We start from the raw sequence: 22544 nt of genomic DNA on the forward strand, positions 1-22544 counted from the left end.
CTTGCATGTGTTAAGCCTGCCGCCAGCGTTCGTTCTGAGCCAGGATCAAACTCTCAAGTTGAAAATCTAGTCTGGCTTTAATGGTCACGTCTGAATCGACGAGAACTTCACATATTCTCTTAGTTCGTTTTGGCAAACCTTTCTTGTCTCACGACAAGGGTGCCAAAACCGCCATGCGGAAACCGCATCACGAAGCGCAGGTCCCGTCAGTCCGCAAGGACTGGCGAAAGGCATCTGCGCCAAAAAAAGAGAACGATGTAACTTCTCATAGAAACGTGACCGCCATTGTCGACTTAAAACCGGAACTTAATCCAGTTGCGAACATCCGCCGCCCACGTTTCTCTTTCTCTCTATGCAATTGTCAAAAAACAGACGAACCAAAATCCGTCGAAACCTTAACCCCGAGAGCCTCAGCGTTCCCGCCTAAACCCACAATCCGCACCAAACTTTCGTAAGAAACTTCAGAGCGAGTTCGTCGGTCGCCAGCAGCGCCGCCGCCCTCGTTGGTGAGCGGTTTATAGGCGACACACCCGAAACAAGTCAACACAGACTTTGAAAGAAAATGAAGTTTTTGATAAGTGGTTGATATTGTTTGTGTATTTCGAGAACAAGCCAAACACTGACCAGAATCCGGCAAAACACACCCAATCCACGAGCCGGAATGTTGTCCAAATGGTCAAAAATGGGAACGACGCGGTGGGGCGAAATTTCGCGGTTATGCGCGGGCCGCACAACATCAGCCCATCCCCTCCTTTTGTCCCCTTGAAAACTCCTGCTAAGGTTCGCCCACTTATCTATATGGGAGAGAGAGATGCTGGTCCTGAATGAAGCCGAAACGCGCGCGATGCTGCCCTGGGGCGAGCTAATCGAGGCACTCAGAACAATGTTTCGCGACGGCTGCGAGATGCCGGTGCGCCATCATCATGACGTTGCGGTTCCCGGAGAAGATGCCGCGACCCTGCTTCTGATGCCCGCCTGGCAGCCGGGCAGCTATATCGGCGTCAAGATGGTGTCGGTGTTTCCGGGCAATAGCGGCCGCAACCTGCCGGCCATCCATGGCAGCTACCTTCTCTCCTCCGGCAAGACCGGCCAGCTTCTGGCCATTATCGACGGCGCGGAACTCACTGCCCGCCGGACCGCCGCCGCCTCGGCGCTGGCGGCAGATTATCTCGCCGCCAAGGATGCGCGGCGCATGCTGATGGTGGGTGCCGGCCGGCTATCGCAGAATTTGATCGAGGCGCATGCCTCCGTGCGGCCGATTTCCGAAGTGACGATCTGGGCCCGCGATATCAGCAAGGCCAAGGCCACCGCAGCGCAGCTTGATCTTGCCGGTATCACCATATCCGTTGCCACGGATATAGAAGCTGCCGCTCGTCAGGCCGATATCATTTCCTGTGCGACCCTGTCATCCGAACCGCTGATCCGCGGCGATTGGCTGAAGGACGGAGCGCATCTCGATCTCGTCGGCGCCTTCAAGCCGAGCATGCGCGAGAGCGATGACCGGGCCGTCGAGCGCGCCACGCTGTTTGTCGACACGCGCGACGGCGCGCTCACCGAAGGCGGCGATCTGGTTCAGCCATTGCGGGCCGGTATCATTGCCGCCGGTTCCGTGCGGGCGGATCTGTCTGAACTGACCGGCGGGCGTCATGTGGGCAGAACGGACGCAAGTGAAATCACCCTGTTCAAATCCGTCGGTGCAGCGCTTGAGGATCTGGCCGGGGCCGTTCTTGCCTTTGAGGGCGCGCGGCGCAGCTGATCGCCGTCACCGGATCGTGATGGTGGTTGAACTCGCCTGGCGTTGACGGATCGCGGCCTTGGCTTAGGTTGGGGCCGCGCATTTGGAGCCAGTGGGGGAAGCATGATCAGATCGACGCGGCGGATGTTTATCCGGATGGCGCTTTTGGCGCCGCTGGCGCTGGCTTCCATCGGACCGGCCATGGCAACCGATGCGGCCAACTGGGACCAGATACTGACTGAAGCCCGCGGCGAGACAGTGTATTTCAATGCCTGGGGCGGTTCGGCCAATATCAATGCCTATATCCAATGGGCCGGCGACGCGGTGAAGGCGCGCTACGGCGTTACTGTCGTGCAGGTCAAGCTGGACGACACCGCAAAGGCGGTGACGGCGGTGCTGGCCGAAAAGACGGCCGGGCGCAACCGGCATGGGTCCGTCGATCTCATCTGGATCAATGGCGAGAATTTTGCCGCGATGAAGCGCCAAAGCCTGCTGTTTTCGCCGGGCTGGGCAACGAAGCTGCCAAACTGGGGTCTGGTCGATATCGAGAACCAGCCGACGACGACAACGGATTTCACCATCCCGACCGACGGACTGGAAAGCCCCTGGGGAGCGGCAAAGCTGGTGTTCTTTTATGACGAGGCGCGAACGCGGAAAAAAGACCTGCCGGATTCGGCCAAGGAGCTACTGTCCTTTGCGCAAACCCATCCCGGCCGGTTTTCCTATCCGCAGCCGCCGGATTTCATCGGCTCGTCTTTTCTCAAACAGGTTTTGAGCGAACTGATTGCCGACGCGGCGAAACTACAGAAGCCGGTCGATGACGCGACGTTCGATGAGGATGTGGCGCCGCTGTTTGCCTATCTCGACCAATTGCATCCGCTCTTGTGGCGCAAGGGCAAGGCTTTCCCAAAAAACTATCCCGACATGAAGCAGAAGCTGGCGGACGGCGAACTCGATATCATCTTCGCGTTCAATCCGGCGGAAGCTTCGGCCGGTATTGCTGCCGGTGAACTGCCCGGCAGCGTCCGCTCCTTCGTGTTTTCGAAGGGGACGCTGGGGAATACGCATTTCGTCGGCATTCCCTATAATGCCAATGCCAAGGCCGGTGCTCTGGTGCTGGCCAACTTCCTATTGTCGCCGGAAGCGCAGGTGCGAAAGCAGGATCCGAAGATCTGGGGGGATCCGACGGTGCTTGCGTTGGGCAAGCTGCCGGAAGCCGACAAAGCCGCGTTCGCAGCGCTCGACCTTGGCGTCGCGACATTGCCACCGGACAAGCTCGGGCCGACGCTGGCCGAGCCGCATCCCGACTGGATGACGCGCATCGAGGTGGAGTGGATCAAGCGCTATGGAGCGGCAAACTGAAGGAAACCACATCCGGCCGCAGGCTGGCGGCGGCATGAGGCTCCGGTTCAGCGTATCGGGCCTGGTGCTGGCGATGATCGGCTTGCCGATTCTGGCCGGGCTGGCCGGAACGATTGGGCCGGCCTTTGGCCTGCTGCCGGCGCTCGGCGGCGATCACCTGACCCTTGAGCATTTGACCGACCTCGCAGCGGAGCCTCACCTGTTGCGCTCGTCGCTGATCAGTTTTGCGACGGCGATCCTCACCACCAGTGTGTCGCTTGTTCTCGTCATGCTGTGTACCGCCGGGTATGCGGGAACGCGGATGTTTTCGCGCATCCAGCATCTGGTTTCACCGCTGCTCGCCATTCCGCATGCTGCCGCAGCCTTTGGTCTTGCCTTCCTTGTCGCGCCGTCCGGACTGGCGATGCGTCTCGTTTCGCCCGGTCTGACAGGCTATGGCAGCCCGCCCGACTGGCTGGTGCCACAGGACCCGCTGGGATTGACGATGATGGCGGGGCTGATCGTCAAGGAAATGCCATTCCTGTTTCTGGTGACGCTGGCGGCGCTGCCGCAGGTGCCGCTCATCCAGGCGCGGCAGCTGTCGGCCAGCCTTGGCTACGGCCGTATCTGCGGGTTCCTGATCAGCGTCTGGCCGCTGCTCTACCGGCAGATCCGGCTTCCGGTTTTTGCCGTGCTTGCCTATGCCAGCTCCGTCGTCGATGTGGCGATGATCCTCGGTCCGGCACTGCCGGCGCCGCTTGCGGTGCGTATTGCCGAATGGATGGCCGATAGCGATCTACGGATGCGGTTCCTTGCCTCGGCTGGCGCGCTGCTGCAGCTCGCTCTTACGATAACGGCAATGGTGACGTGGCTGGCCTTGGAGCAGGTCGGATCTGTTCTGCTGCGACGGATGTCTGTATCCGGTGTTCGCGGGGCTGATGACCGGTTGCTGCGCAGGTCGGCCTGCGCAGCAATGGCCCTAGCGGCGGCACTGGTCTTTCTCGGCCTTTTCGTGCTCTTCTTATGGTCGATTGCCGGCCTCTGGCCGTTTCCCGCCCTGCTACCGGACAGTGTTACGCTTAAAGCCTGGATGCGCGTCTTGCCGCAGGCTGGAGATGCGATTGCCACGACGATCTCGCTTGCCAGCAGTTCTGCGGCCATCGCGCTCTTGTTTTCTATCGGACTGCTGTGGCAGGGCGGCGTTCGCGACAGCCGCGCCTTTAGCAGTGTACTCTACCTACCGCTGATCATGCCTCAGCTCTGCTTCGTCTTCGGCCTGCAGATCCTCAGCGTGTCGCTCGGGTTTGACGCATCCTTTCCTCTGCTATTGTTCGTGCATCTGATTTTCGTGCTGCCCTATGTCACTCTATCCCTGTCGCAACCCTGGCAGGCGCTCGACCGCCGCTACGAAACGCTGGCGGCGGGGCTCGGAAAATCGCCACTGCAGGTGCTGCTGCATGTCCGCCTGCCGCTGTTGACGCGGGCCTGCCTTACCGCCTTTGCCGTCGGTTTCGCGGTGTCTGCCGGGCTCTATTTGCCGACGCTTCTGATCGGCGCCGGACGGATCGTCACCATCACCACCGAGGCCGTGGCCCTGTCCTCCGGCGGCGACCGGCGGGCCATCGGCGTCTATGCGCTTCTGCAGACGCTGGTTCCGTTCGGCGGATTTCTGATTGCATCGCTGGTGCCGCACTTGCTATTCCGCGACCGGCGCGCGATGAGGATTTGAATGAAACCCGACACGACAGACGGCCTGCATCTGGAGGCGATTTCCATCGCCCTTAACGGCCGAACGCTGCTGTCTCTGTCCGCGCATGTCCGGCCCGGAGAAATCCTGACGGTCATGGGACCATCCGGCTCCGGAAAATCGGCGCTGCTTGCTTATCTCGGCGGTTTTCTCGACCCGGCCTTTACGGCCAGTGGCCGCATCCTGATCGATTTCGACGATCTGACCGGCGTTGCGGCGGAAAAACGCCGGTGCGGTGTGCTCTTCCAGGACCCGCTGCTGTTTCCGCATCTCTCTGTCGGCGGCAACCTGCTGTTCGGATTGACGCCATCCATTACAAAGCGCGACCAGCGGCGGCGCATGGTGGAGCAGGCACTGGTCGATGTGGAGCTCACGGGTTTTTTCGATCGGGATCCAGCCACGTTGTCGGGTGGGCAGAAAGCCCGGGTGGCGCTGCAGCGCGTTATGCTGTCGGCGCCGCGCTTGCTGCTGCTTGACGAACCCTTCTCCAAACTCGACAGCGACCTGCGGCAACAGACCCGTGCTTTGATTTTCTCACGGGCGAAAGCCGCCGGCCTGCCGGTTATTCTGGTCACCCATGATCATGCGGATGCGCAAGCCACTGGCGGGGATATCATTGTGATTGGTGAGGAGGCCAGCCAATGACCGTGACGGACAGTCTGCCGGACCTGCCGGTACGGGCTATCCTGCCGCAGCTTGGGCAGGCGTTGGCGCAGGCTCCAGCGGTCGTGCTTTCAGCACCGCCCGGCGCCGGCAAGACGACGCTTGTGCCACTGTTTCTATTGGATCAGTCCTGGCGTGGCGATGGCCGGATCATTCTGCTTGAGCCGCGCCGGCTGGCGGCCCGTGCGGCTGCCGGGCGCATGGCGAGCCTGCTTGGCGAAAGCGTTGGTGATACGGTCGGCTACCGCATGCGGCTCGACAGCCGGATTTCGGCAAGGACCCGCATCGAGGTGGTGACCGAGGGCGTGTTTGCGCGGATGTTGCTGGATGACCCGGAATTGCCGGGCGTTGCGGCGGTGCTGTTCGACGAATTCCACGAGCGCTCGCTGGATGCGGATTTCGGACTGGCGCTGGCACTCGATGTGCAGCAGGCGCTGCGCGATGATCTCAAGCTGATCGTCATGTCGGCGACGCTGGATGTCGGGCGGGTGGCGCAACTTTTGGGCGGCGCGCCTGTGATCGAAAGCCAGGGGCGCAGTTTTCCGGTGGATGTGCGCTATCGCGAACGGGCATCGACGGAACGCGTGGAAGATGCCGTGACGCGGGCCATCGTCGAGGCGCACCGCGAGGAAACCGGCTCGATCCTCGCCTTTCTGCCGGGACAGGCGGAAATCACCCGCACGGCCGAGCGGCTGACCGGCCGGTTCGGCGCGGAAACCATCATCACGCCGCTGTTCGGCAATCTAAGCCAGAAGGAACAGGACGCCGCGATCCGCCCTGCCGCAGCGGGAACGCGCAAGATCGTGCTGGCCACGTCGATTGCCGAAACCTCGATCACCATCGACGGTGTGCGCATCATCATCGATAGCGGTCTGCAGCGGCTTCCGGCCTTCGAGGCATCCACCGGCATTACCCGGCTGGAAACCGTGCGCGTCTCGCGTGCCTCCGCCGATCAGCGGGCGGGCCGCGCCGGGCGCACGGAACCGGGCATTGCCATCCGTCTCTGGCATCAGGGGCAGACGGCAGCGCTGCCTGCGTTTACGCCACCGCAGATTCTCTCGAGCGACCTGTCCGGCCTTGTACTGGATCTCGCCCATTGGGGCGTGACTGATCCGGCCGGTCTTGGTTTTCTCGATCCGCCACCGGTGACAACATGGCAGGAGGCGAAGGCTCTGCTTGTTCAGCTCGGCGCGCTCGATACCAATGGGACATTGACGATGCGCGGAAAGCAGATTCGCCAGCTGGCGCTACCGCCGCGTCTTGCGGCCATGGCCGTTTCGGCAGCGGAAGACGGACAGGCCACTGAAGCATGTCTTCTGGCCGTGGTTTTGACCGAGCAGGGGCTGGGCGGAAGCGGCATCGATCTGGAAGACCGGCTTCGTCGCTTCAAGTCGGAACGTGGTGACCGGGCCGATGCCTCGCGTGGACTGGCCCGGCGGATGGCCAAGGGCTTGAGTGCGGCCAGGGATTCCAACGAACCGGTTCAGCCCGGCATTCTCCTGATGCAGGCCTTTCCCGACCGGATCGCGTTGCAGCGCGGCGGGCGCGGGCGGTTTGTCATGGCCAATGGCCGTGGCGCCGAGCTGCCCCAGACCGAACGTCTGGCGGGTGCCACCATGCTGGTCATTGCCGACCTGACCGGCCGTGCCGGCGGGCAGCGTATTCTGGCCGCCGCAGAAATCACCCGGGCCGATGTCGAGGCGCACATGCCGCAATCGATCGTCCAGGAAGACCAGACCTTTTTCGACCGGCCAAGCCGGCAAGTCCGGGCGCGGCGGGTAACGCGGCTGGGCGCGATCATTTTTGACGAGACACCGCTCGGCAAACCCAAGGGCGAAGCAGCGGCGCGGGCGCTGGCCGATGGCGTTCGCCAGCTCGGGCTTGCGGTTCTGCCATTCTCCAAGGAAGCAGCGCAGTTGCGCGACCGCATCGGGTTTCTCTATCGCACGCTGGGCGAGCCGTGGCCCGACATGTCGGATGACAGCCTGCTATCGCGGCTGGACGAATGGTTCGTGCCGTTCCAGCGCGATACGCGCGGTATCGACGATATCAGTGCGGGCAGCCTCTCGGAGGGACTGCAATCGCTGGTGCCGCACGAAGTCACCCGCGATCTCGCCCGGCTGGCGCCGACGCATTTCGAAGCGCCGACCGGCCAGCGTCATCCGATCCGCTACGATGGCGACGAGCCGGTTCTGTCGATCCGTGTCCAGGAGCTATATGGGCTGAAGACGCATCCGTCGATCGGCGGCGGGCGACTGCCGCTGCTGCTGGAGCTGATCTCGCCGGGCCACAAGCCGATGCAGACGACGCGCGACCTGCCCGGCTTCTGGGCCGGATCCTGGAAGGATGTGCGTGCCGACATGCGCGGCCGTTACCCGAAACATCCGTGGCCGGAGGATCCGGCCAATGCGCCGCCAACGACACGGGCAAAGCCGCGTGGTACATGACACTCAAATGACTTTTACGACAGGAAACCGGATGATCGCGGCCGCACTCGACGGGGAAGAAGCCACCACAAGCCGCGTCTTGCGCCTGCAAACCATCGTTCGCCTGCGTTGGCTGGCGGTCGGCGGACAGTCGATCACCGTCATCATCACCGCCTTCTGGCTGCAGTTTCCGCTGCCGCTGATCGCTTGCTGCTTGCTGATTGCCCTGCTTGGCTGGGTGAATGCCTATCTCACCATCCGCTATCCGCCGACGCACCGGCTGCAGCCACCGGCAGCCTTTGCTCTGCTTGGCATCGATCTTGCTCAGCTGACGGCACTTTTGTTCATCACCGGCGGCCTTGCCAATCCGTTTGCGCCGCTGGTCTGCGTTCCCGTCATCATCTCGTCGGCCTCGCAGCCGAAGTGGCACAGCATCGCGCTGGCAAGTCTTGCCATTCTCGGCATTACGGCGCTTGCCTACTCGCCCTTTCCTCTGCCCTGGTATCCGGGTGTCGTCCTTTTGGTGCCAACGGTCCTTACGGCCGGATTATGGGTCGCCATCGTTGCCACCACGGCGTTTGCGGCTTTCTACACCTACCGCGTCTCGCTGGAAGCAAGCGAGCTGTCCGAGGCGCTGACGGCGACGGAACTGGTGCTGCAGCGGGAGAAGCATCTCTCACAGCTCGACGGCCTTGCTGCCGCAGCCGCGCATGAACTCGGCACCCCACTCGCAACCATCAGCGTCGTTGCCAAGGAGATGGAACGTGAACTGGGCAACGATCCGCGTTTCGGCGAGGACGTGCACTTGCTGCGCAGCCAGAGCGAACGCTGCCGGGATATCCTGCGGCGCCTGACGACGCTATCTTCGGAAAACGAAGACCATATGCGTCACCTGCCGCTGTCGTCGCTGATCGAGGAGGTCATGGCGCCGCATCGCGAGTTCGGCATCCAGATCAACCTTGTCGAACGGGGAGACCGCGCCAAGGAGCCGGTCGGCAACCGCAATGCCGGCATTCTCTACGGGCTCGGCAATCTGCTGGAAAATGCGGTCGACTATGCCAAGAAGGAAGTGACGGTCACCGTCACCCATACGCCGGCGATCGTTTCGGTTGTCATCGAGGACGATGGCGACGGCTATGCGCCGGATATCCTCAGCCGGATCGGCGAGCCCTATGTCACCAAGCGGCAGAAAGACGACAGCGCCGGCGGCCTGGGCCTGGGATTGTTTATCGCCAAGACGCTGCTGGAGCGCTCGGGAGCCAAGCTGGCCTTTGAAAACGGTGGTCCGGAAAAGCCCGGCGCCCGCGTCAGCGTCGAATGGCCGCGCATCCTGATGGACACGAAACTGTCAAAATGACTTTACGGCATTCGGTAGCGGGAATATGCGAACTTACATAGAGTGCAGGAACGAGAGACTGCACCGAGGATTGCGACATGACGGAAAACACCACCGAAGCGGCCGGCGCTGCACCCAGTGATGCTTCGCTGATCGGCACTGATACGTCCCTTTTGATCGTCGATGACGACGCGCCGTTCCTGCGCCGCCTTGCCCGCGCCATGGAAACCCGCGGTTTTGCCGTCGATATCGCCGAATCGGTTGCCGAAGGCATCGCCAAGGCCAAGACCCGGCCGCCGAAATACGCGGTCGTCGACCTCAGGCTCGGCGACGGCAGCGGTCTCGACGTCATCGAAGCGATCCGCACCCGGCGCGACGACACGCGCATCATCATGCTGACCGGCTATGGCAATATCGCCACCGCCGTCAACGCGGTGAAGCTCGGGGCTGTCGATTACCTTGCCAAGCCCGCCGACGCCGACGATATTTTCGGGGCGCTGGTGCAGCGGGCCGGTGAACGCGCCGAGCCGCCGGAAAATCCGATGTCGGCCGACCGGGTCCGTTGGGAACATATCCAGCGCGTCTATGAAATGTGCGAGCGCAACGTTTCGGAGACCGCCCGCCGGCTCAACATGCACCGCCGCACCCTGCAGCGCATCCTGGCCAAGCGCGCGCCGAAATAACGGCGCGTCAGCTTTCACCGTCCAGCGAGCCCGAAACGATATCGCGCATGTTCGGGCTAATATCACCTGCCCTGTCTGCCGACCATTCCGCCAGCATCAGCCGCTGCGCCGCGACACGGGCAAAATTCAGAGTGACCGATTTTCGCGTCGGCGCAGTGAGCCTGTGTTCCGGCGCATCGCGGATCATTTCGGCATCATAGCCGTCCGACAGCAGCAATCCGCATTCTTCCGGAAAAATTTCCAGCGGCACGCCACTATGGGTGGCGAAATAGAGCCGATCAGAATGCATCCGGTAGTCCGGCCATTTCCGGTCCACCCTGAAATCCTCGATCGACGTCTTGATCTCGACGATCCAGATTTCGCCCTTTGGCGAAATGGAAATCAGATCGGCACGCCTGCCGCTGGCCAGCGTCAGTTCCGGCAATACTGCATGGCGCAATTCATGCAGGTAACGCTGCACGCCGCGGCGAACCATCAATGCACGCTGCGACTGTCGGCCGTCGGTCAACGGACTATCGTTGTGGATAGAGAGAATCGCCATGCATCAAACTCTCGCATAACGGCGCTTTTGTTGCAAAAAAACAATCCGCCGGGAATTTGCACTGCCGCATAAAAATGCCGCAACGCATTCACTTGCAATCCGGCATGAATCGCAAATAAACCATAATCACTGGTGGTCGAAACGACCCAGATATTCTTGCCTCATTTTAAGAGATCCCCATGCGCTTCCGCAATGCATTCCTGCTGTGCAGCCTCGCGGCCACTCTCGCTTTGGCCAGTTGCTCCACCGCGCCGATCGCTCCCATCGGCGAAAAAGTCGCGACCAACCAGATTTTCTCGGATGGCTACGGCCCGATCGAAGATCACGGCTACGCCCTTCCGGCGATCCCGATCAACAAGGTCAACGAGCGTTTTCACCGCCAGATCGTCGATTACACGACGGCTGAAAAGCCCGGCACGATCATCGTCAACACGCCGAACCGCTTCCTCTATTTCGTGCTGCCCGGCGGCAAGGCCGTTCGCTACGGCATCGGCGTCGGCAAGGCCGGCTTTGCGTGGGAAGGCCGCGCCTACGTCGCCTGGAAGCAGGAATGGCCGACATGGCATCCGCCGAAGGAAATGGCCGTGCGCAAGCCGGACGTTGCCCAATATGTCGAGAACGGCATGGGGCCTGGCCTGCGCAACCCGCTCGGCGCCCGCGCCATGTACCTGTTCAACGATGAAGGCAAGGACACGCTGTTCCGCATCCACGGTTCGCCGGAATGGGCCTCGATCGGCACCGCCGCTTCGTCCGGCTGCATCCGCATGATCAACCAGGACATCATCGACCTCTATGCCCGCGTCCGTCCGGGCAAGAACACCCACGTCATCGTCCAGCAGTAACTGCTGCTTCGACCGAGTGCCAGACGTTTCAGATCCCCGGCTTGTCCGGGGATTTTTGATTCCTCGACATGCCGAGATGACACGGGTCCGCCTTCGCACGGCGAAATCGCCTGCGGTTTTCAAAGAGCATGGAGAGCGCACGCGGATGCGGAACCTCTCAAAACAATTTCAACATGGCACCGCTTCCGCGTGGCCTTTGGCTTGTCTCGGGGCTTCCGGCCCCTACGAATGATTACCCCGTCTCGCTGCATCCCGGCCTTTGCGCCAGAACTTGCATGGCTCAACCAAACCGCAGCCTGGAAGCCGCGGGGGAGACGTTTTTGAGGCGGTTTCCCGCCCGGGCACCATCCCCCGCCATCAGGACCGCACGTTACGGCCGCGACGACGGGCACCAGCCTCCCCCTGTCCACGACCGTCTCGCGCAACACTCCGGTGGCGGAGGCTTGAGCAGTATGCCCTGTCTTTTGGGGGCGGGGAAAAACGGGGATGAATTTTTTTGGATGGCCTCACACGGCTTCCGTCATGCCTGTGCCTGTCACAGGCACCCAGCCATCGCGCGTCTGCGCGGTGAGGGAGCAGTTTTATTCAAGGATTACAGCGTCCTTTGACCCGACAGACGTCGGGTCGCTGGATGCCCGCCACAAGGGCGAGCATGACGGAGAGTGGGGATGTACTGGCATTTCCCTTATCCAATCACCGGACAGTCAACGACAACCAGACTTTGTGACAGGCGTGAATTTCCCCGGCACAATCCATTTTTCCGGGAACGGGTTTCCCGTTCCCGGCAACCAACCTCAAGCCGCTTCGCTCGCCTTCAGTTCCAGGCGGCGGCGATGCAGGACCGGTTCGGTGTAGCCGTTTGGCTGCTGGCGGCCCTTGAGCACCAGTTCGAGCGCTGCCTGGAAGGCGATGGAGCCGTCGAAATTGCCGGCCATCGGCGTGTAGGCCGCATCCCCGGCGTTCTGGCCATCGACGACAGCGGCCATGCGCTGCATCGTCTCGACGATCTGCGCCTCGGTAACGACGCCATGATGCAGCCAGTTGGCCATGTGCTGGGCGGAGATGCGCAGCGTGGCGCGGTCTTCCATCAGGCCGACATTGTTGATGTCCGGCACCTTCGAGCAGCCGACACCCTGGTCGATCCAGCGGACGACATAACCGAGAATGCCTTGTGCATTGTTGTCCAGCTCGCGCTGGATTTCCTCTGCCGTCCAGTTCGGCCGTGAGGCGACCGGGACGGAGAGGATATCGCTGAGGTTTGCCCGTTTCCGGCTCTTCAGGTCCTTCTGGACAGCCGCAACATCGACCTTGTGATAGTGGGTCGCGTGCAGGGTCGCGGCGGTTGGCGACGGAACCCAGGCGGTGTTGGCACCGGCCTTCGGATGGGCGATCTTCTGTTCCAGCATCGCCGCCATCAGGTCCGGCATCGCCCACATGCCCTTGCCGATCTGCGCATGGCCGGACAAGCCGCATTCCAGGCCGATATCGACGTTCCAGTTTTCGTAAGCCGCAATCCACGCCGCCTGCTTCATGTCGCCCTTGCGGATCATCGGGCCCGCTTCCATCGAGGTGTGCATTTCATCGCCGGTACGATCGAGGAAGCCGGTGTTGATGAAGACGACGCGCTCTTTGGCAGCGCGGATGCATTCCTTGAGGTTAACAGTCGTGCGGCGCTCCTCGTCCATGATGCCCATTTTCATGGTGTTCGGTACCATGCCGAGCGCCTGCTCGACGCGGCCGAAGATTTCCGAGGCGAAGGCAACCTCTTCCGGACCGTGCATCTTCGGCTTGACGACATACATCGAGCCTTCGCGCGAGTTCATCCGGCGACCGGTCGGGCCGATGTCGTAAAGCGCGATCAGGCCGGTGATCATGGCATCCATGATGCCTTCCGGGACCTCGTTGCCATCGCGGTCAAGGATCGCCGGATTGGTCATCAGGTGACCGACATTGCGCACCAGCATCAGCGCGCGGCCCTTCAACGTGACCTCGCCGCCGTTTGGCGCGGCAAAGCTGAAATCCGGGTTGAGCTTGCGGGTAAAGGTCTTGCCGCCCTTGCTGACTTCTTCCTGCAGGTCGCCCTTCATCAGGCCCAACCAGTTGCGATATACGACGATCTTGTCTTCGGCATCGACCGCAGCAATCGAATCCTCGCAATCCATGATCGCGGTGATCGCCGATTCGAGGATGACGTCGGAAATATGGGCCTTGTCGTCCTTGCCGGTTGGCGTCGCGGCATCAATGACGATTTCGATATGCAGGTTGTTCTTCTTCAGAAGCAGATGCGACGGCGAGGCCTTGTCGCCGCGATAGCCGGCGAACTGAGCGCCGTCAGTGAGTTTTACCGGACCTGACGCGGTCGAGATCGACAGGGATGCACCATCAACGGCAAGCGCCGTGACATCGCTCCAGCTGCCGGCCGAAAGCGGCGCGCTGGCATCGAGGAAGCCGCGCGCCCAGGCGATGACCTTCTGGCCGCGAACCGGATTATAGCCCCTGCCCTTTTCGGCGCCGCCATCCTCGGCAATCGCGTCGGTGCCGTAAAGCGCATCATAGAGCGAACCCCAGCGGGCATTGGCGGCGTTCAGCGCATAACGCGCGTTCATGACAGGGACGACGAGCTGCGGCCCGGCGATGGTGGCGATCTCGGGATCGACATTGCTGGTGGACACCGAAAAATCCGGGCCTTCCGGCAGGAGATAACCGATCTCTTTCAGGAAGCCCTCGTAAGCCGCCATGTCGACCGGTGCGCCATTCTGGCGGTACCAGTTGTCGAGCTTTTCCTGCAGCGCGTCGCGCTTGGCCAGCAGATCGCGGTTCTTCGGGGCGAGATCATGGACGATCTGCGAAAAGGCTGCGAAAAACTGGTCCACATCGATGCCAGTGCCGGGCAGTGCTTCCTTGACGAGGAATTCGTGCAGATCCGCATCGATTCCCAACCCATTCTTTTCTATCCGGCCCATCGGCAACTCCATGAATTAACGCTCAAATCCGCTGTATAATTCCTTAAATCGAATCTGATTTAAAGAATTATACAGCAATTTCAAATTGATACAGCGACCTTTGCGCGTCAGGACTGACGCGCGGCGCTGTAGGTGGCCGCAGTCTCTCACGCTTTCATTCCCTGTCAATCCAGCAAGAATGCGAAGAATTATTTCCAAAAAAGAACAAATCAATGATGCGCGACGCGGGGACGGCCACTGGCAACAGCAGTGAATCGGGCCTCGATCAGCCTGCGGCCGCCCTCGGTTTCCGGCGCATCGATCTCCTCGCGCATCACCAGGGCCGGCTCATCAGCACCATTCGACCGGGCCGAGGCCAGGGCTGCCATTCGTGCCCGTTCGCGGGCCGATGCGAAAGCCTGATCCTGATCGAGGAACCGGCTGCTGGGGCCGGCACCGTTGACGATGAAGATACCCTCATCCGGCGCAGTGACAAAGACCGTGACGGACGCCCGCACCTGGCCGACGATGGCGCCGACCGCATTGGCTACCCCCGCTTCGGCCGGGATTGATGATTCGGCGCCGAGCATCTCGGCGATAGCCGGGTAATAGACCGGTGCGGACGCCCCGAGCCCGACCAGCGGGCGATCCAGAGACAGCGAGAAGGCGACGATGCCCGGCTCGCGTTTCAACGCCCGGTCAACGGCAAGCGACACCGCCGGATCGATGGCCGCACCGTCTTCCGCAAGGCAGGAAGATAGAATGACTTCGGCGGACTGGCGGGTAAGCCGGGCGACGATCATCTCCGACAGCGCTTCGGCGGTCGCTGCGATCGGCTTACCCGAGCCGTCCTTTACCCGGGCGGCAAGCTCTGCACCGAGCCGGGCGGCCGTGGCATTCCACTGGTCCTGCCGCCCCAGAACGTGCATGGCATCGGACGGGGTGAGACCACAGATATGGACAAGGCCGCGTGCCACCAGCCTATCCAGCGTCGCCTTCTGCAAGGTGCTGGTCAGCAGGCTTTCGAGCGCCACGGGTACAGCGCCGATGCGTTCGTACAAAGCCAGTTCCTGCGACTGCAGGCCGCTTGCCAGATGATCGGGAAGCCCGGTTCGCACGGCCAGACGGCCATCATAGCGGCCGACATGGGCGGTGCGCAGCTGCCGCTCGAGCACGGAAATGATGGCGGCCTCATGCTCGACGGCGGCCAGGCTAAGCGGCAGGAACCGGCGCGGGCCAAGATCGATCTTGGCCTGCAGCCCGCGATCGTTGATGCGGACTTCCGAATCGCCGCCGAGACCGAAGGTGCGCATCGCCACCGCCTCGACCATGGTGCGGAACCCGCCAACGACAGCGCCTTCGCCGTCCAGACGTGGCCGGCCCTTGTCGAGCACCGCGACATCCGTGGTGGTGCCGCCGATGTCGGAGACGACCGCATTGTCGAGGCCGGTCAGGTGCCGGGCGCCGACGAGGCTTGCCGCCGGGCCGGAGAGAATGGTTTCGATCGGCCGTAGCCGGGCCTCGGCCGCCGATATCAGCGCGCCATCGCCGCGCACGACCATCATCGGCACATCGATGCCTCGGGTTTTCAGAAAACCCTCGCAGGCGCCGATCAGCCGGTCGATCATTGAGACCAGGCGGGCATTGAGAAGGGTGGTCAGCGCCCGGCGGGGGCCGCCAAGCTTGGAAGACAGCTCGTGACTGCAGGTGACCGGCAGATGCGAGACTTCGCGGATGCGGTCGCGCACCCGTTGTTCGTGAGCCGGATTCCGGACGGCGAAATAGCCGGCGACGGCGAAGGAAGAAACCTGCGTTGTGAGCTGCGGCAGGGCTTCGTCGAGCAGCGTCATATCCAGCAGCGTCTCGCCGCCATGGACATTATGGCCGCCGGGCAGGAAGATCACCGGATCGGTCCCCAGCGCCTCCAGCAGCCCATCGCGCTTCAAATCTTCCGGGCCAAAACCGATCATCACCAGACCGGCGCGGCCGCCCTGCCCTTCGACCAGCGCGTTGGTGGCAAGCGTCGTCGATAGCGACACCAGGCCGATGGCGGATGCGGGTGCCTTTGCCTGTCGAAGCACCGCCTCGACGGCACCGGCAATGCCGACCGAGAGATCGTGACGGGTGGTCAGCGCCTTTGCCTTGGCAACGACACCCTGGGTCTCGCTGAAAAGAACCGCGTCGGTATAGGTTCCGCCGGTATCGATACCGAGGAGAAGATGGTCAGTCACGAGAGCGTCCATTCGGGCAGTACCGGAAACCCGGCTTCAAAGGATATGCACGAGGTGATATGACATCTTTCAGCGAAAGACCATCGCTTCGCCGACATCGGCAATCAGGCTGCGCGACAGTGCGGGAATAAGGATCATGGCATGACTGGCTTCTCACGTATGCTCTTGCTTGTTCTTGCGTTTGCTAACGCCCCGGCGTTCTCAATGCCTGTTTTTGCGCAGGAAGCGAGCGATGAGGAAGAGTACAAGCCGGTGCTTCCGGATGTCGCCATCTACAAGGCGATGCTGGATGCCAACAAGACGACCGGCTGGATCCAGTTCCGCAATTACGACGACAAGCAGCTGATCTATTTTACAGCACTTCAGACCATGCATTGCCGACTCTCGGAAATCCGCTACTCGGTCAATTCCGACACGCTCGACAAGCGTTTTCCACTCGGCAAATGCAATCCGCAGATCCCGTTCAACCTGCCCGACAGCAATACCAACGAATATATCTACATTTCGCTGCCGGCCGGAGAGGCAAAGACGCTCGCCATCCAGGCCGTCTGGGATGATGGCGCCGGCAGCGAGATCGTCGTCTACAAGCCCTGCGAGGGCGTTGGCGACGCGACCTGCGCGGCGATCAAGACGATCAAACGGCCGAAGAAGCAAATGCAGGAGCCGGTGGCTTCCGATTCGCCGATCCGCGCCGTGCAATCAGAAACGCCGGGAAAAACCTTTAGCGCGCCGACACCCTCAGCGGCAGCTCGCCCCTAGGCTGGGTGGTCAGCCGCTGTACCGGCCAGGGTTTCGTCTCCGGCGTCATGTCGAAGCGGAAGCGCTTCATCAGCACGCCAAGCACGATCACCGCTTCCTGCAGCGCGAACGTGGCGCCGATGCAGATGCGCGGCCCGGCGCCGAACGGCAGGTACTGGAACCGGTGCAGCTTGTCGCGATTTTCCGGCAGGAAGCGTTCCGGCATGAAGGCGCGCGGTTTTTCCCAGTAAAGTACATGGCGATGCAACGTCCAGGGCATGATCAGAACCGCAATGCCCTTGGGAATATCCACCCGCTCGCCCTCGGGCGAGGTCCAGGAATCGGCTTCGATCGCGGCCCGGTTGATCGAAGGGGCCGGCGGATAAAGGCGCATAGCCTCCTCGAAGGAAGCGCGCACATGCGGCATCAGGTCGAGCCAGTCCACCGGCTCGGCTCCGCTCGACAGCACGGCGTCGATCTCGGCTTCCATATTGGCGCGCACATGCGGGGAATTGGCGACGCAATAGAGCGTCCAGGCAAGCGCCCGCGCCGTGGTTTCGTGTCCAGCGCCGATGAAGGTCAGGATATTATCGGCGATCTCGTCGGTGGACAGTCCCTGTGGCCGCTCCAGCTGCAGGAGCAGCGTCAAAAAATCCTGTGGCGCTGCATCGGGGTCGGAGCGCATCAGCTGCCGCCGCTGGTCCATGGTCTTGGCAACGATCGCCTGGAACTCCGCCATTACCTTTGTCCCACCGATGCGGGTCAATCGAGGCACCCAGGACGGTGCCAGCAGAATATCCATCGGATCGACGCGGCCCATCCGGTGCAGCAGACGTTCGACGCTATCGGCAAACCCCTCGGTCTCGGCAGCGATCTGGCCGGAGAACAGGGTTTCCGAGAGAATCTCATAGGTCAGCTCGGTCATGTCGGTAGCGATATTCACCACCGCACCTGTGGCAGCCGCCTCGTCGTATTTCGCGGCATATTCCTCGGTTTTCGACAGCATGCTTGTGGCAAAGCCGCGTGCATGGCGTGGCGTGAACACCGGCGCCATGGCCTTGCGCGAGCGCTTCCAGACCTCGCCCTCGGCCGTCAGCAGACCGTCGCGCAGGATCGGCCGCAGGATGAGGCGGCGCACCTTGGACATTTCATAGTTGGCGGCATTTTCGACGAGGATATAGCGGATCAGATTGGGATCGTTGACGATCAGCGTGCGCTGCGTGACGAACTTGGTGTCGATCCAGGGCAGCGTGTAGGAAGGCTCGCCCCACAGTTCCAGCGGATTGCGCATCACCGTGCGGATGATCTGCAGACGCGACGGCGGCACCGTGCGGGGGATTGGCGCTGGCGGCTCGAACGGTTCGGGTCTCATATCCATGATGATACTTTCCATACGCCGCCAAGCATGCACGGCGGCAATCGCCTATCCTTCGCATGAAGATAAGGCGGTTTCAGGAAAGTTAAAGCAGCGCCTTGAGGTCGGCGAGCTTGTCGTTGACCAGCCAGCCGTAATAGTTTTCCTCCGGCCACTGCACCGCGCCGCCCTTGTTCTTCGCAGCCAGGGCCGCAGCGCGCTGGTCGGGATTGCCGACATTGTAGAGGGTCGAGGTGATGCCGGGATTATCGGAAATATCCATGCCGGCGATCGACTTGTAGGCATCGATCGAGTGGCGGATCGATGCGGCCATATAGGCGAGCGACTGGTCGGGATCCATGATCGCCTTATAGACCCCGGCAGCATCGTTTTCGTCCAGCCGGTCATAGCCGGAAACGCGCGACACCATGTCGGTCAGCATCAGCGCGGTCAGCGGGTTGATCTGGCCGAGGCCAAAGGTCTGGCCAGCGAAGAACGGCTGGAAAAACACCGCGCTGAAGCGATTGTTCGGATAGGACGTGCCACCGACCGTGTTGCCGCGGAACTGACTATCCCAGACGCTTTCACGGCAGGTCCAGAGCGCATAGGAGCTTTTCTTGGCCGCGCATTTGGAAAATTCCGGACGCGCCACGAATTGCGCCACCGTTTCGCCCTCGTAGCCGAACCGGAAACTGTCGCCGGCATAGGCGGCGGCCTTGACGTAATAGGACTGCAGCCGGTCATAGGCGTCGACATTGTAGGTGTGTTCGCCGACGATGGCGCCGATCATGTGGATCGGATCGATACCATAGGCGCGCGCCGTCGACTTGATCTTGCCCATCAGCTTGCTGTCATTGGCCAGCAGATTGTGCACCTTGTCGTATTTGGCATCGAACGAGGTCTTGCCGGCCTTGGTCCGGCGCACGGATGCGCCCGGCACGTTCGGCTGTTCCTGATACCGGTTGCCCTCGGGCACCACACGAATGCCGTCCGCCAGGGCGGGGCCGGTAACGGCAATCATGGCCGCGACGAAAAGCATCTGAAGAATGGGGCGCACGCTCTGTTTCCTGTGAACCTGTCTTGACGTTCCGGATATGCCGGGACGCATGCGGCAAAATCGTGTCGGAATCATGCCCGGCACCGGCGAAAGCCTTATCGCGTATGGCCTTGGGAAACAACAAGGGTACAGGCGGTTTGGCAGGTGCGTTCAGATTACTGTCAAAGCCATTCCCAATTATTGAAGGTTTTGGGAAGCTATGTGACAGCCAAGAACGCCGTCATCCCTGTGCCTGTCACAGGGATCCAGTCAGCCCAAGTCCTTGGGCTGAAAGAGTCTTTTGATCCGACGGACGTCGGATCGCTGGATCCCCGCCACAAGGGCGAGGATGACGGGAACGTGGAGCATTTTCGCCACACAACCTTTTATCATCAATCTGACGACACCGTCGTTTAACGGATGTCGTCACCAGTTTTCGGTTCAAGCCGCGATACCCTTACAGAATATACCGCGACAGATCCGTGTTGGCGGCGAGATCGCCGACATGTTTCTGCACATATTCCGCATCGATCGTCAGCGCCTCGCCGGACTTGTCCGGTGCCGCATAGGAGATCTCGTCGAGGACCCGTTCCATGACGGTCTGCAGGCGCCGGGCGCCGATGTTCTCGACGCTGGTGTTGAGCTTGACCGCAACATCGGCCAGCGCATCGAGCGCGTCTTCGGTAAAGTCCAGATTGACGCCTTCCGTTTCCAGAAGCGCCTTGTACTGGCGGATCAGGCTGACTTCGGTTTCCGTCAGGATGCGGCGGAAGTCTTCCTTGGTCAGCGCCTTCAACTCGACGCGGATCGGCAGGCGGCCCTGCAATTCCGGCAGGAGATCGGACGGCTTGGAGACATGGAAGGCGCCCGAGGCGATGAACAGGATATGGTCTGTCTTCACCGGACCATACTTGGTCGCGACCGTGGTGCCTTCGACCAAGGGAAGCAAGTCGCGCTGCACGCCTTCACGTGAAACACCAGCGCCCATGCCGCCATCGCGGGCGGCGATCTTGTCGATTTCGTCGAGGAAGACGATGCCGTCATTTTCCGCCGAACGCACGGCCTCGCGCTGGATCTCCTCATTGTCGAGCAGCTTGTCGGATTCGTCGTTGATCAGGATGCCGTAGCTCTCCTTGACCGTCGTGCGGACCTTCTTGGTGCGCTGCCCCATTGCCTTGCCGAACATTTCCGACAGGTTCAGGACGCCGATATTGGCACCGGGCATGCCGGGGATTTCGAAGCCGCCGCCCGGCGTTGCCGTATCGGCAATCTCGATGTCGATTTCCTTGTCATCCATCTCGTTGGCCCGCAGCTTCTTGCGGAAACTGTCGCGTGTGGCCGGCGAAGAGGTCGCGCCAACCAAAGCGTCAAGCACGCGCTCCTCGGCATTCAGATGCGCCTTGGCCTTGACGTCGGCGCGCTTCTTTTCGCGCACCAGGCCTATCCCGACTTCGACAAGGTCGCGGATGATCTGCTCGACATCGCGGCCGACATAGCCGACTTCGGTGAATTTCGTCGCTTCGACCTTGATGAAGGGGGCACCGGCGAGCTTGGCCAGACGGCGGGAAATCTCCGTCTTGCCGACGCCGGTCGGGCCGATCATCAGGATATTCTTCGGCATGACTTCGTCGCGCAGCTCATCCGAGAGCTGCTGGCGGCGCCAGCGGTTGCGCAGCGCGATGGCGACGGCGCGCTTGGCATCGTGCTGGCCGATGATGAACCGGTCGAGCTCCGACACGATTTCGCGGGGTGAAAATGTGGTCATTTGGTCCTCTCAAATTCTGTCCGGGCCAATTCCATCAGGATTGTGCGCCCAGAGCTATCGTTCCATTCGCCATAGGGGGTGAACCCCGCCTTGGCATAAGCCCTGAGGGCTCGCTTATTTCCTGCATCCGGGTCGATGATGATCCGTGGCGCCGTGCCGGCAAAAAGCTGCGGCACGAAAGCCCGGATCGCCCTGGACGCTACGCCCTTCCCGGTCATGTCGGCCGGACCGACGAAGATATCGATCCCCGGCGTATCGGGTGTCAGGTCCTTGGCCCAGCGCTCGCTTTCATATTGCACCGGCAGCCAGGACTGGATGTAGCCGGCAGGCTCGCCAACGACGAAGAAAATGAAACCCTTCGTCTCTCCTGTTGTCCGGTCCTCGCGGATCAGCGCGAGCTCATCCTGCGGGTCGCCCCACCACTCACGCACATGCGGCTGCGACAGCCAGCCAAGCAGCATCGGCTCATGGCTCGCATCGACAGCCACAAAGGTAACGGTCTGATCAGGCTGCATCGAGCTTTTCGATGACGATATTGCCGTTGGTATAGACGCAGATGTCGGCGGCGATTTCCATCGCCCGGCGGGCTATCTCTTCGGCCGACTTATCAGTATCCATCAGCGCCCGCGCTGCGGCGAAGGCATAATTGCCGCCAGAGCCGATGGCGATGGTGCCGTGTTCCGGCTCCAGCACATCGCCATTGCCGGTGATGGCAAGGGTGATCGACTTGTCGGCGACCAGCATCATCGCTTCCAGATTGCGCAGGTATTTGTTGGTGCGCCAGTCCTTGGCAAGCTCGACGGCGGCGCGCATCAACTGATCCGGATATTGCTCGAGCTTGGATTCGAGCCGCTCCAAAAGCGTGAAGGCATCGGCTGTCGCGCCGGCAAAACCGGCGATGACTTCGCCCTTGCCCAGGCGGCGGACCTTGCGCGCATTGCCCTTCATCACGGTCTGGCCAAGGCTCACCTGGCCATCGCCGGCCATCACCACCTGTCCGCCCTTCCGGACGGTAATAATCGTTGTCATAAAACCCACCCTGCCCGGTGTCCGGGCCGCTTCGACGAGCCGAACACCGGCTCCGTTGAAACCTATGTAAGAGCGCTTTTGCCGATTGCAAATAGCCCACGTCGCCGTCTCCTCTCCCCATCAATTCAGCTGCGT

Annotated in this window: 17 protein-coding genes; 9 read left to right on the forward strand and 8 right to left on the reverse strand. The window is 61.6% G+C overall.

Annotated features, from left to right (window positions below):
• Nucleotides 1-811: 811 nt before the first annotated feature.
• The 7 genes from ACP7BS_RS12735 to ACP7BS_RS12765 all read left to right on the forward strand — a co-directional run bounded on the left by ACP7BS_RS12735 (nucleotide 812) and on the right by ACP7BS_RS12765 (nucleotide 9931).
• Nucleotides 812-1756, forward strand: coding sequence for an ornithine cyclodeaminase family protein (locus ACP7BS_RS12735; protein WP_426238399.1), 945 nt, complete (start codon nucleotides 812-814; stop codon nucleotides 1754-1756).
• A 102-nt stretch (nucleotides 1757-1858) separates the two neighbouring features.
• Nucleotides 1859-3097, forward strand: a complete 1239-nt coding sequence (locus tag ACP7BS_RS12740) for an ABC transporter substrate-binding protein (RefSeq protein ID WP_426238400.1) — start codon at nucleotides 1859-1861, stop codon at nucleotides 3095-3097.
• Nucleotides 3081-4805, forward strand: coding sequence for an ABC transporter permease (locus ACP7BS_RS12745; protein ID WP_426238401.1), 1725 nt, complete (start codon nucleotides 3081-3083; stop codon nucleotides 4803-4805). The genes ACP7BS_RS12740 and ACP7BS_RS12745 overlap by 17 nt, the downstream gene beginning before the upstream one ends.
• Nucleotides 4806-5468 carry an ATP-binding cassette domain-containing protein gene (locus tag ACP7BS_RS12750; protein ID WP_426238402.1) on the forward strand — a complete coding sequence of 221 codons (663 nt, stop codon included), beginning with the start codon at nucleotides 4806-4808 and terminating at the stop codon, nucleotides 5466-5468.
• Nucleotides 5465-7933 carry an ATP-dependent helicase HrpB gene (gene hrpB / locus ACP7BS_RS12755; protein ID WP_426238403.1) on the forward strand — a complete coding sequence of 823 codons (2469 nt, stop codon included), beginning with the start codon at nucleotides 5465-5467 and terminating at the stop codon, nucleotides 7931-7933. The genes ACP7BS_RS12750 and hrpB overlap by 4 nt, the downstream gene beginning before the upstream one ends.
• A gap of 31 nt (nucleotides 7934-7964) precedes the next feature.
• Entirely contained in the window at nucleotides 7965-9269 is a 1305-nt protein-coding gene (locus tag ACP7BS_RS12760; protein ID WP_426238601.1) for an ActS/PrrB/RegB family redox-sensitive histidine kinase, read from the forward strand.
• 77 nt (nucleotides 9270-9346) lie between these two features.
• The gene (locus ACP7BS_RS12765) at nucleotides 9347-9931 is read left to right on the forward strand and encodes an ActR/PrrA/RegA family redox response regulator transcription factor (protein WP_426231482.1); all 585 of its coding nucleotides are present in this window, start codon (nucleotides 9347-9349) and stop codon (nucleotides 9929-9931) included.
• 7 nt (nucleotides 9932-9938) lie between these two features.
• Here the strand turns inward: ACP7BS_RS12765 and ACP7BS_RS12770 are convergent, their stop codons facing one another.
• Nucleotides 9939-10472, reverse strand: a complete 534-nt coding sequence (locus ACP7BS_RS12770; RefSeq protein ID WP_426238404.1) for an MmcB family DNA repair protein — start codon at nucleotides 10470-10472, stop codon at nucleotides 9939-9941.
• A 179-nt stretch (nucleotides 10473-10651) separates the two neighbouring features.
• Between ACP7BS_RS12770 and ACP7BS_RS12775 the strand changes: the two genes are divergently transcribed.
• Complete coding sequence (locus tag ACP7BS_RS12775; protein WP_426231480.1) at nucleotides 10652-11314, forward strand: L,D-transpeptidase; 663 nt, start codon at nucleotides 10652-10654, stop codon at nucleotides 11312-11314.
• Nucleotides 11315-12108: 794 nt separating this feature from the next.
• On the opposite strand, the gene ACP7BS_RS12780 is transcribed toward ACP7BS_RS12775, so the two are convergent.
• Nucleotides 12109-14277 carry a malate synthase G gene (locus ACP7BS_RS12780; protein WP_426238405.1) on the reverse strand — a complete coding sequence of 723 codons (2169 nt, stop codon included), beginning with the start codon at nucleotides 14275-14277 and terminating at the stop codon, nucleotides 12109-12111.
• A 209-nt stretch (nucleotides 14278-14486) separates the two neighbouring features.
• Nucleotides 14487-16487: a hydantoinase/oxoprolinase N-terminal domain-containing protein gene (locus tag ACP7BS_RS12785; protein ID WP_426238406.1), complete on the reverse strand. Its 2001-nt coding sequence runs from the start codon at nucleotides 16485-16487 to the stop codon at nucleotides 14487-14489.
• A 204-nt stretch (nucleotides 16488-16691) separates the two neighbouring features.
• Between ACP7BS_RS12785 and ACP7BS_RS12790 the strand changes: the two genes are divergently transcribed.
• Nucleotides 16692-17246: a hypothetical protein gene (locus ACP7BS_RS12790; RefSeq protein WP_426238407.1), complete on the forward strand. Its 555-nt coding sequence runs from the start codon at nucleotides 16692-16694 to the stop codon at nucleotides 17244-17246.
• On the opposite strand, the gene ACP7BS_RS12795 is transcribed toward ACP7BS_RS12790, so the two are convergent.
• From ACP7BS_RS12795 to hslV, 5 genes are all read right to left on the reverse strand, one after another.
• Nucleotides 17209-18603, reverse strand: a complete 1395-nt coding sequence (locus ACP7BS_RS12795) for a cytochrome P450 (protein ID WP_426238408.1) — start codon at nucleotides 18601-18603, stop codon at nucleotides 17209-17211. The genes ACP7BS_RS12790 and ACP7BS_RS12795 overlap by 38 nt on opposite strands.
• Nucleotides 18604-18685: 82 nt before the next feature.
• Nucleotides 18686-19600: a DUF1402 family protein gene (locus ACP7BS_RS12800; RefSeq protein ID WP_426238602.1), complete on the reverse strand. Its 915-nt coding sequence runs from the start codon at nucleotides 19598-19600 to the stop codon at nucleotides 18686-18688.
• Nucleotides 19601-20072: 472 nt separating this feature from the next.
• Nucleotides 20073-21380, reverse strand: coding sequence for an ATP-dependent protease ATPase subunit HslU (hslU, locus tag ACP7BS_RS12805; protein WP_426125655.1), 1308 nt, complete (start codon nucleotides 21378-21380; stop codon nucleotides 20073-20075).
• On the reverse strand, nucleotides 21377-21895 hold the full coding sequence (locus ACP7BS_RS12810) for a GNAT family N-acetyltransferase (RefSeq protein WP_426238409.1): 519 nt from the start codon (nucleotides 21893-21895) through the stop codon (nucleotides 21377-21379). The genes hslU and ACP7BS_RS12810 overlap by 4 nt, the downstream gene beginning before the upstream one ends.
• Complete coding sequence (gene hslV, locus ACP7BS_RS12815; RefSeq protein ID WP_426238410.1) at nucleotides 21885-22409, reverse strand: ATP-dependent protease subunit HslV; 525 nt, start codon at nucleotides 22407-22409, stop codon at nucleotides 21885-21887. Before hslV ends, ACP7BS_RS12810 begins: the two co-directional genes overlap by 11 nt.
• Between the last annotated feature and the right edge of the window lie 135 nt (nucleotides 22410-22544).

Source organism: Pararhizobium sp. DWP1-1-3 (assembly GCF_049896125.1).
Classification (GTDB): Bacteria; Pseudomonadota; Alphaproteobacteria; order Rhizobiales; family Rhizobiaceae; genus Pararhizobium.

Coding starts and splice junctions, on each gene's coding strand:
- ACP7BS_RS12735 (WP_426238399.1), top strand. CDS start 812: ATGCTGGTCCTGAATGAAGCCGAAACGCGCGCGATGCTGCCCTGGGGC.
- ACP7BS_RS12740 (WP_426238400.1), top strand. CDS start 1,859: ATGATCAGATCGACGCGGCGGATGTTTATCCGGATGGCGCTTTTGGCG.
- ACP7BS_RS12745 (WP_426238401.1), top strand. CDS start 3,081: ATGGAGCGGCAAACTGAAGGAAACCACATCCGGCCGCAGGCTGGCGGC.
- ACP7BS_RS12750 (WP_426238402.1), top strand. CDS start 4,806: ATGAAACCCGACACGACAGACGGCCTGCATCTGGAGGCGATTTCCATC.
- hrpB (WP_426238403.1), top strand. CDS start 5,465: ATGACCGTGACGGACAGTCTGCCGGACCTGCCGGTACGGGCTATCCTG.
- ACP7BS_RS12760 (WP_426238601.1), top strand. CDS start 7,965: ATGATCGCGGCCGCACTCGACGGGGAAGAAGCCACCACAAGCCGCGTC.
- ACP7BS_RS12765 (WP_426231482.1), top strand. CDS start 9,347: ATGACGGAAAACACCACCGAAGCGGCCGGCGCTGCACCCAGTGATGCT.
- ACP7BS_RS12770 (WP_426238404.1), bottom strand. CDS start 10,472: ATGGCGATTCTCTCTATCCACAACGATAGTCCGTTGACCGACGGCCGA.
- ACP7BS_RS12775 (WP_426231480.1), top strand. CDS start 10,652: ATGCGCTTCCGCAATGCATTCCTGCTGTGCAGCCTCGCGGCCACTCTC.
- ACP7BS_RS12780 (WP_426238405.1), bottom strand. CDS start 14,277: ATGGGCCGGATAGAAAAGAATGGGTTGGGAATCGATGCGGATCTGCAC.
- ACP7BS_RS12790 (WP_426238407.1), top strand. CDS start 16,692: ATGCCTGTTTTTGCGCAGGAAGCGAGCGATGAGGAAGAGTACAAGCCG.
- ACP7BS_RS12795 (WP_426238408.1), bottom strand. CDS start 18,603: ATGGATATGAGACCCGAACCGTTCGAGCCGCCAGCGCCAATCCCCCGC.
- ACP7BS_RS12800 (WP_426238602.1), bottom strand. CDS start 19,600: ATGATTGCCGTTACCGGCCCCGCCCTGGCGGACGGCATTCGTGTGGTG.
- hslU (WP_426125655.1), bottom strand. CDS start 21,380: ATGACCACATTTTCACCCCGCGAAATCGTGTCGGAGCTCGACCGGTTC.
- ACP7BS_RS12810 (WP_426238409.1), bottom strand. CDS start 21,895: ATGCAGCCTGATCAGACCGTTACCTTTGTGGCTGTCGATGCGAGCCAT.
- hslV (WP_426238410.1), bottom strand. CDS start 22,409: ATGACAACGATTATTACCGTCCGGAAGGGCGGACAGGTGGTGATGGCC.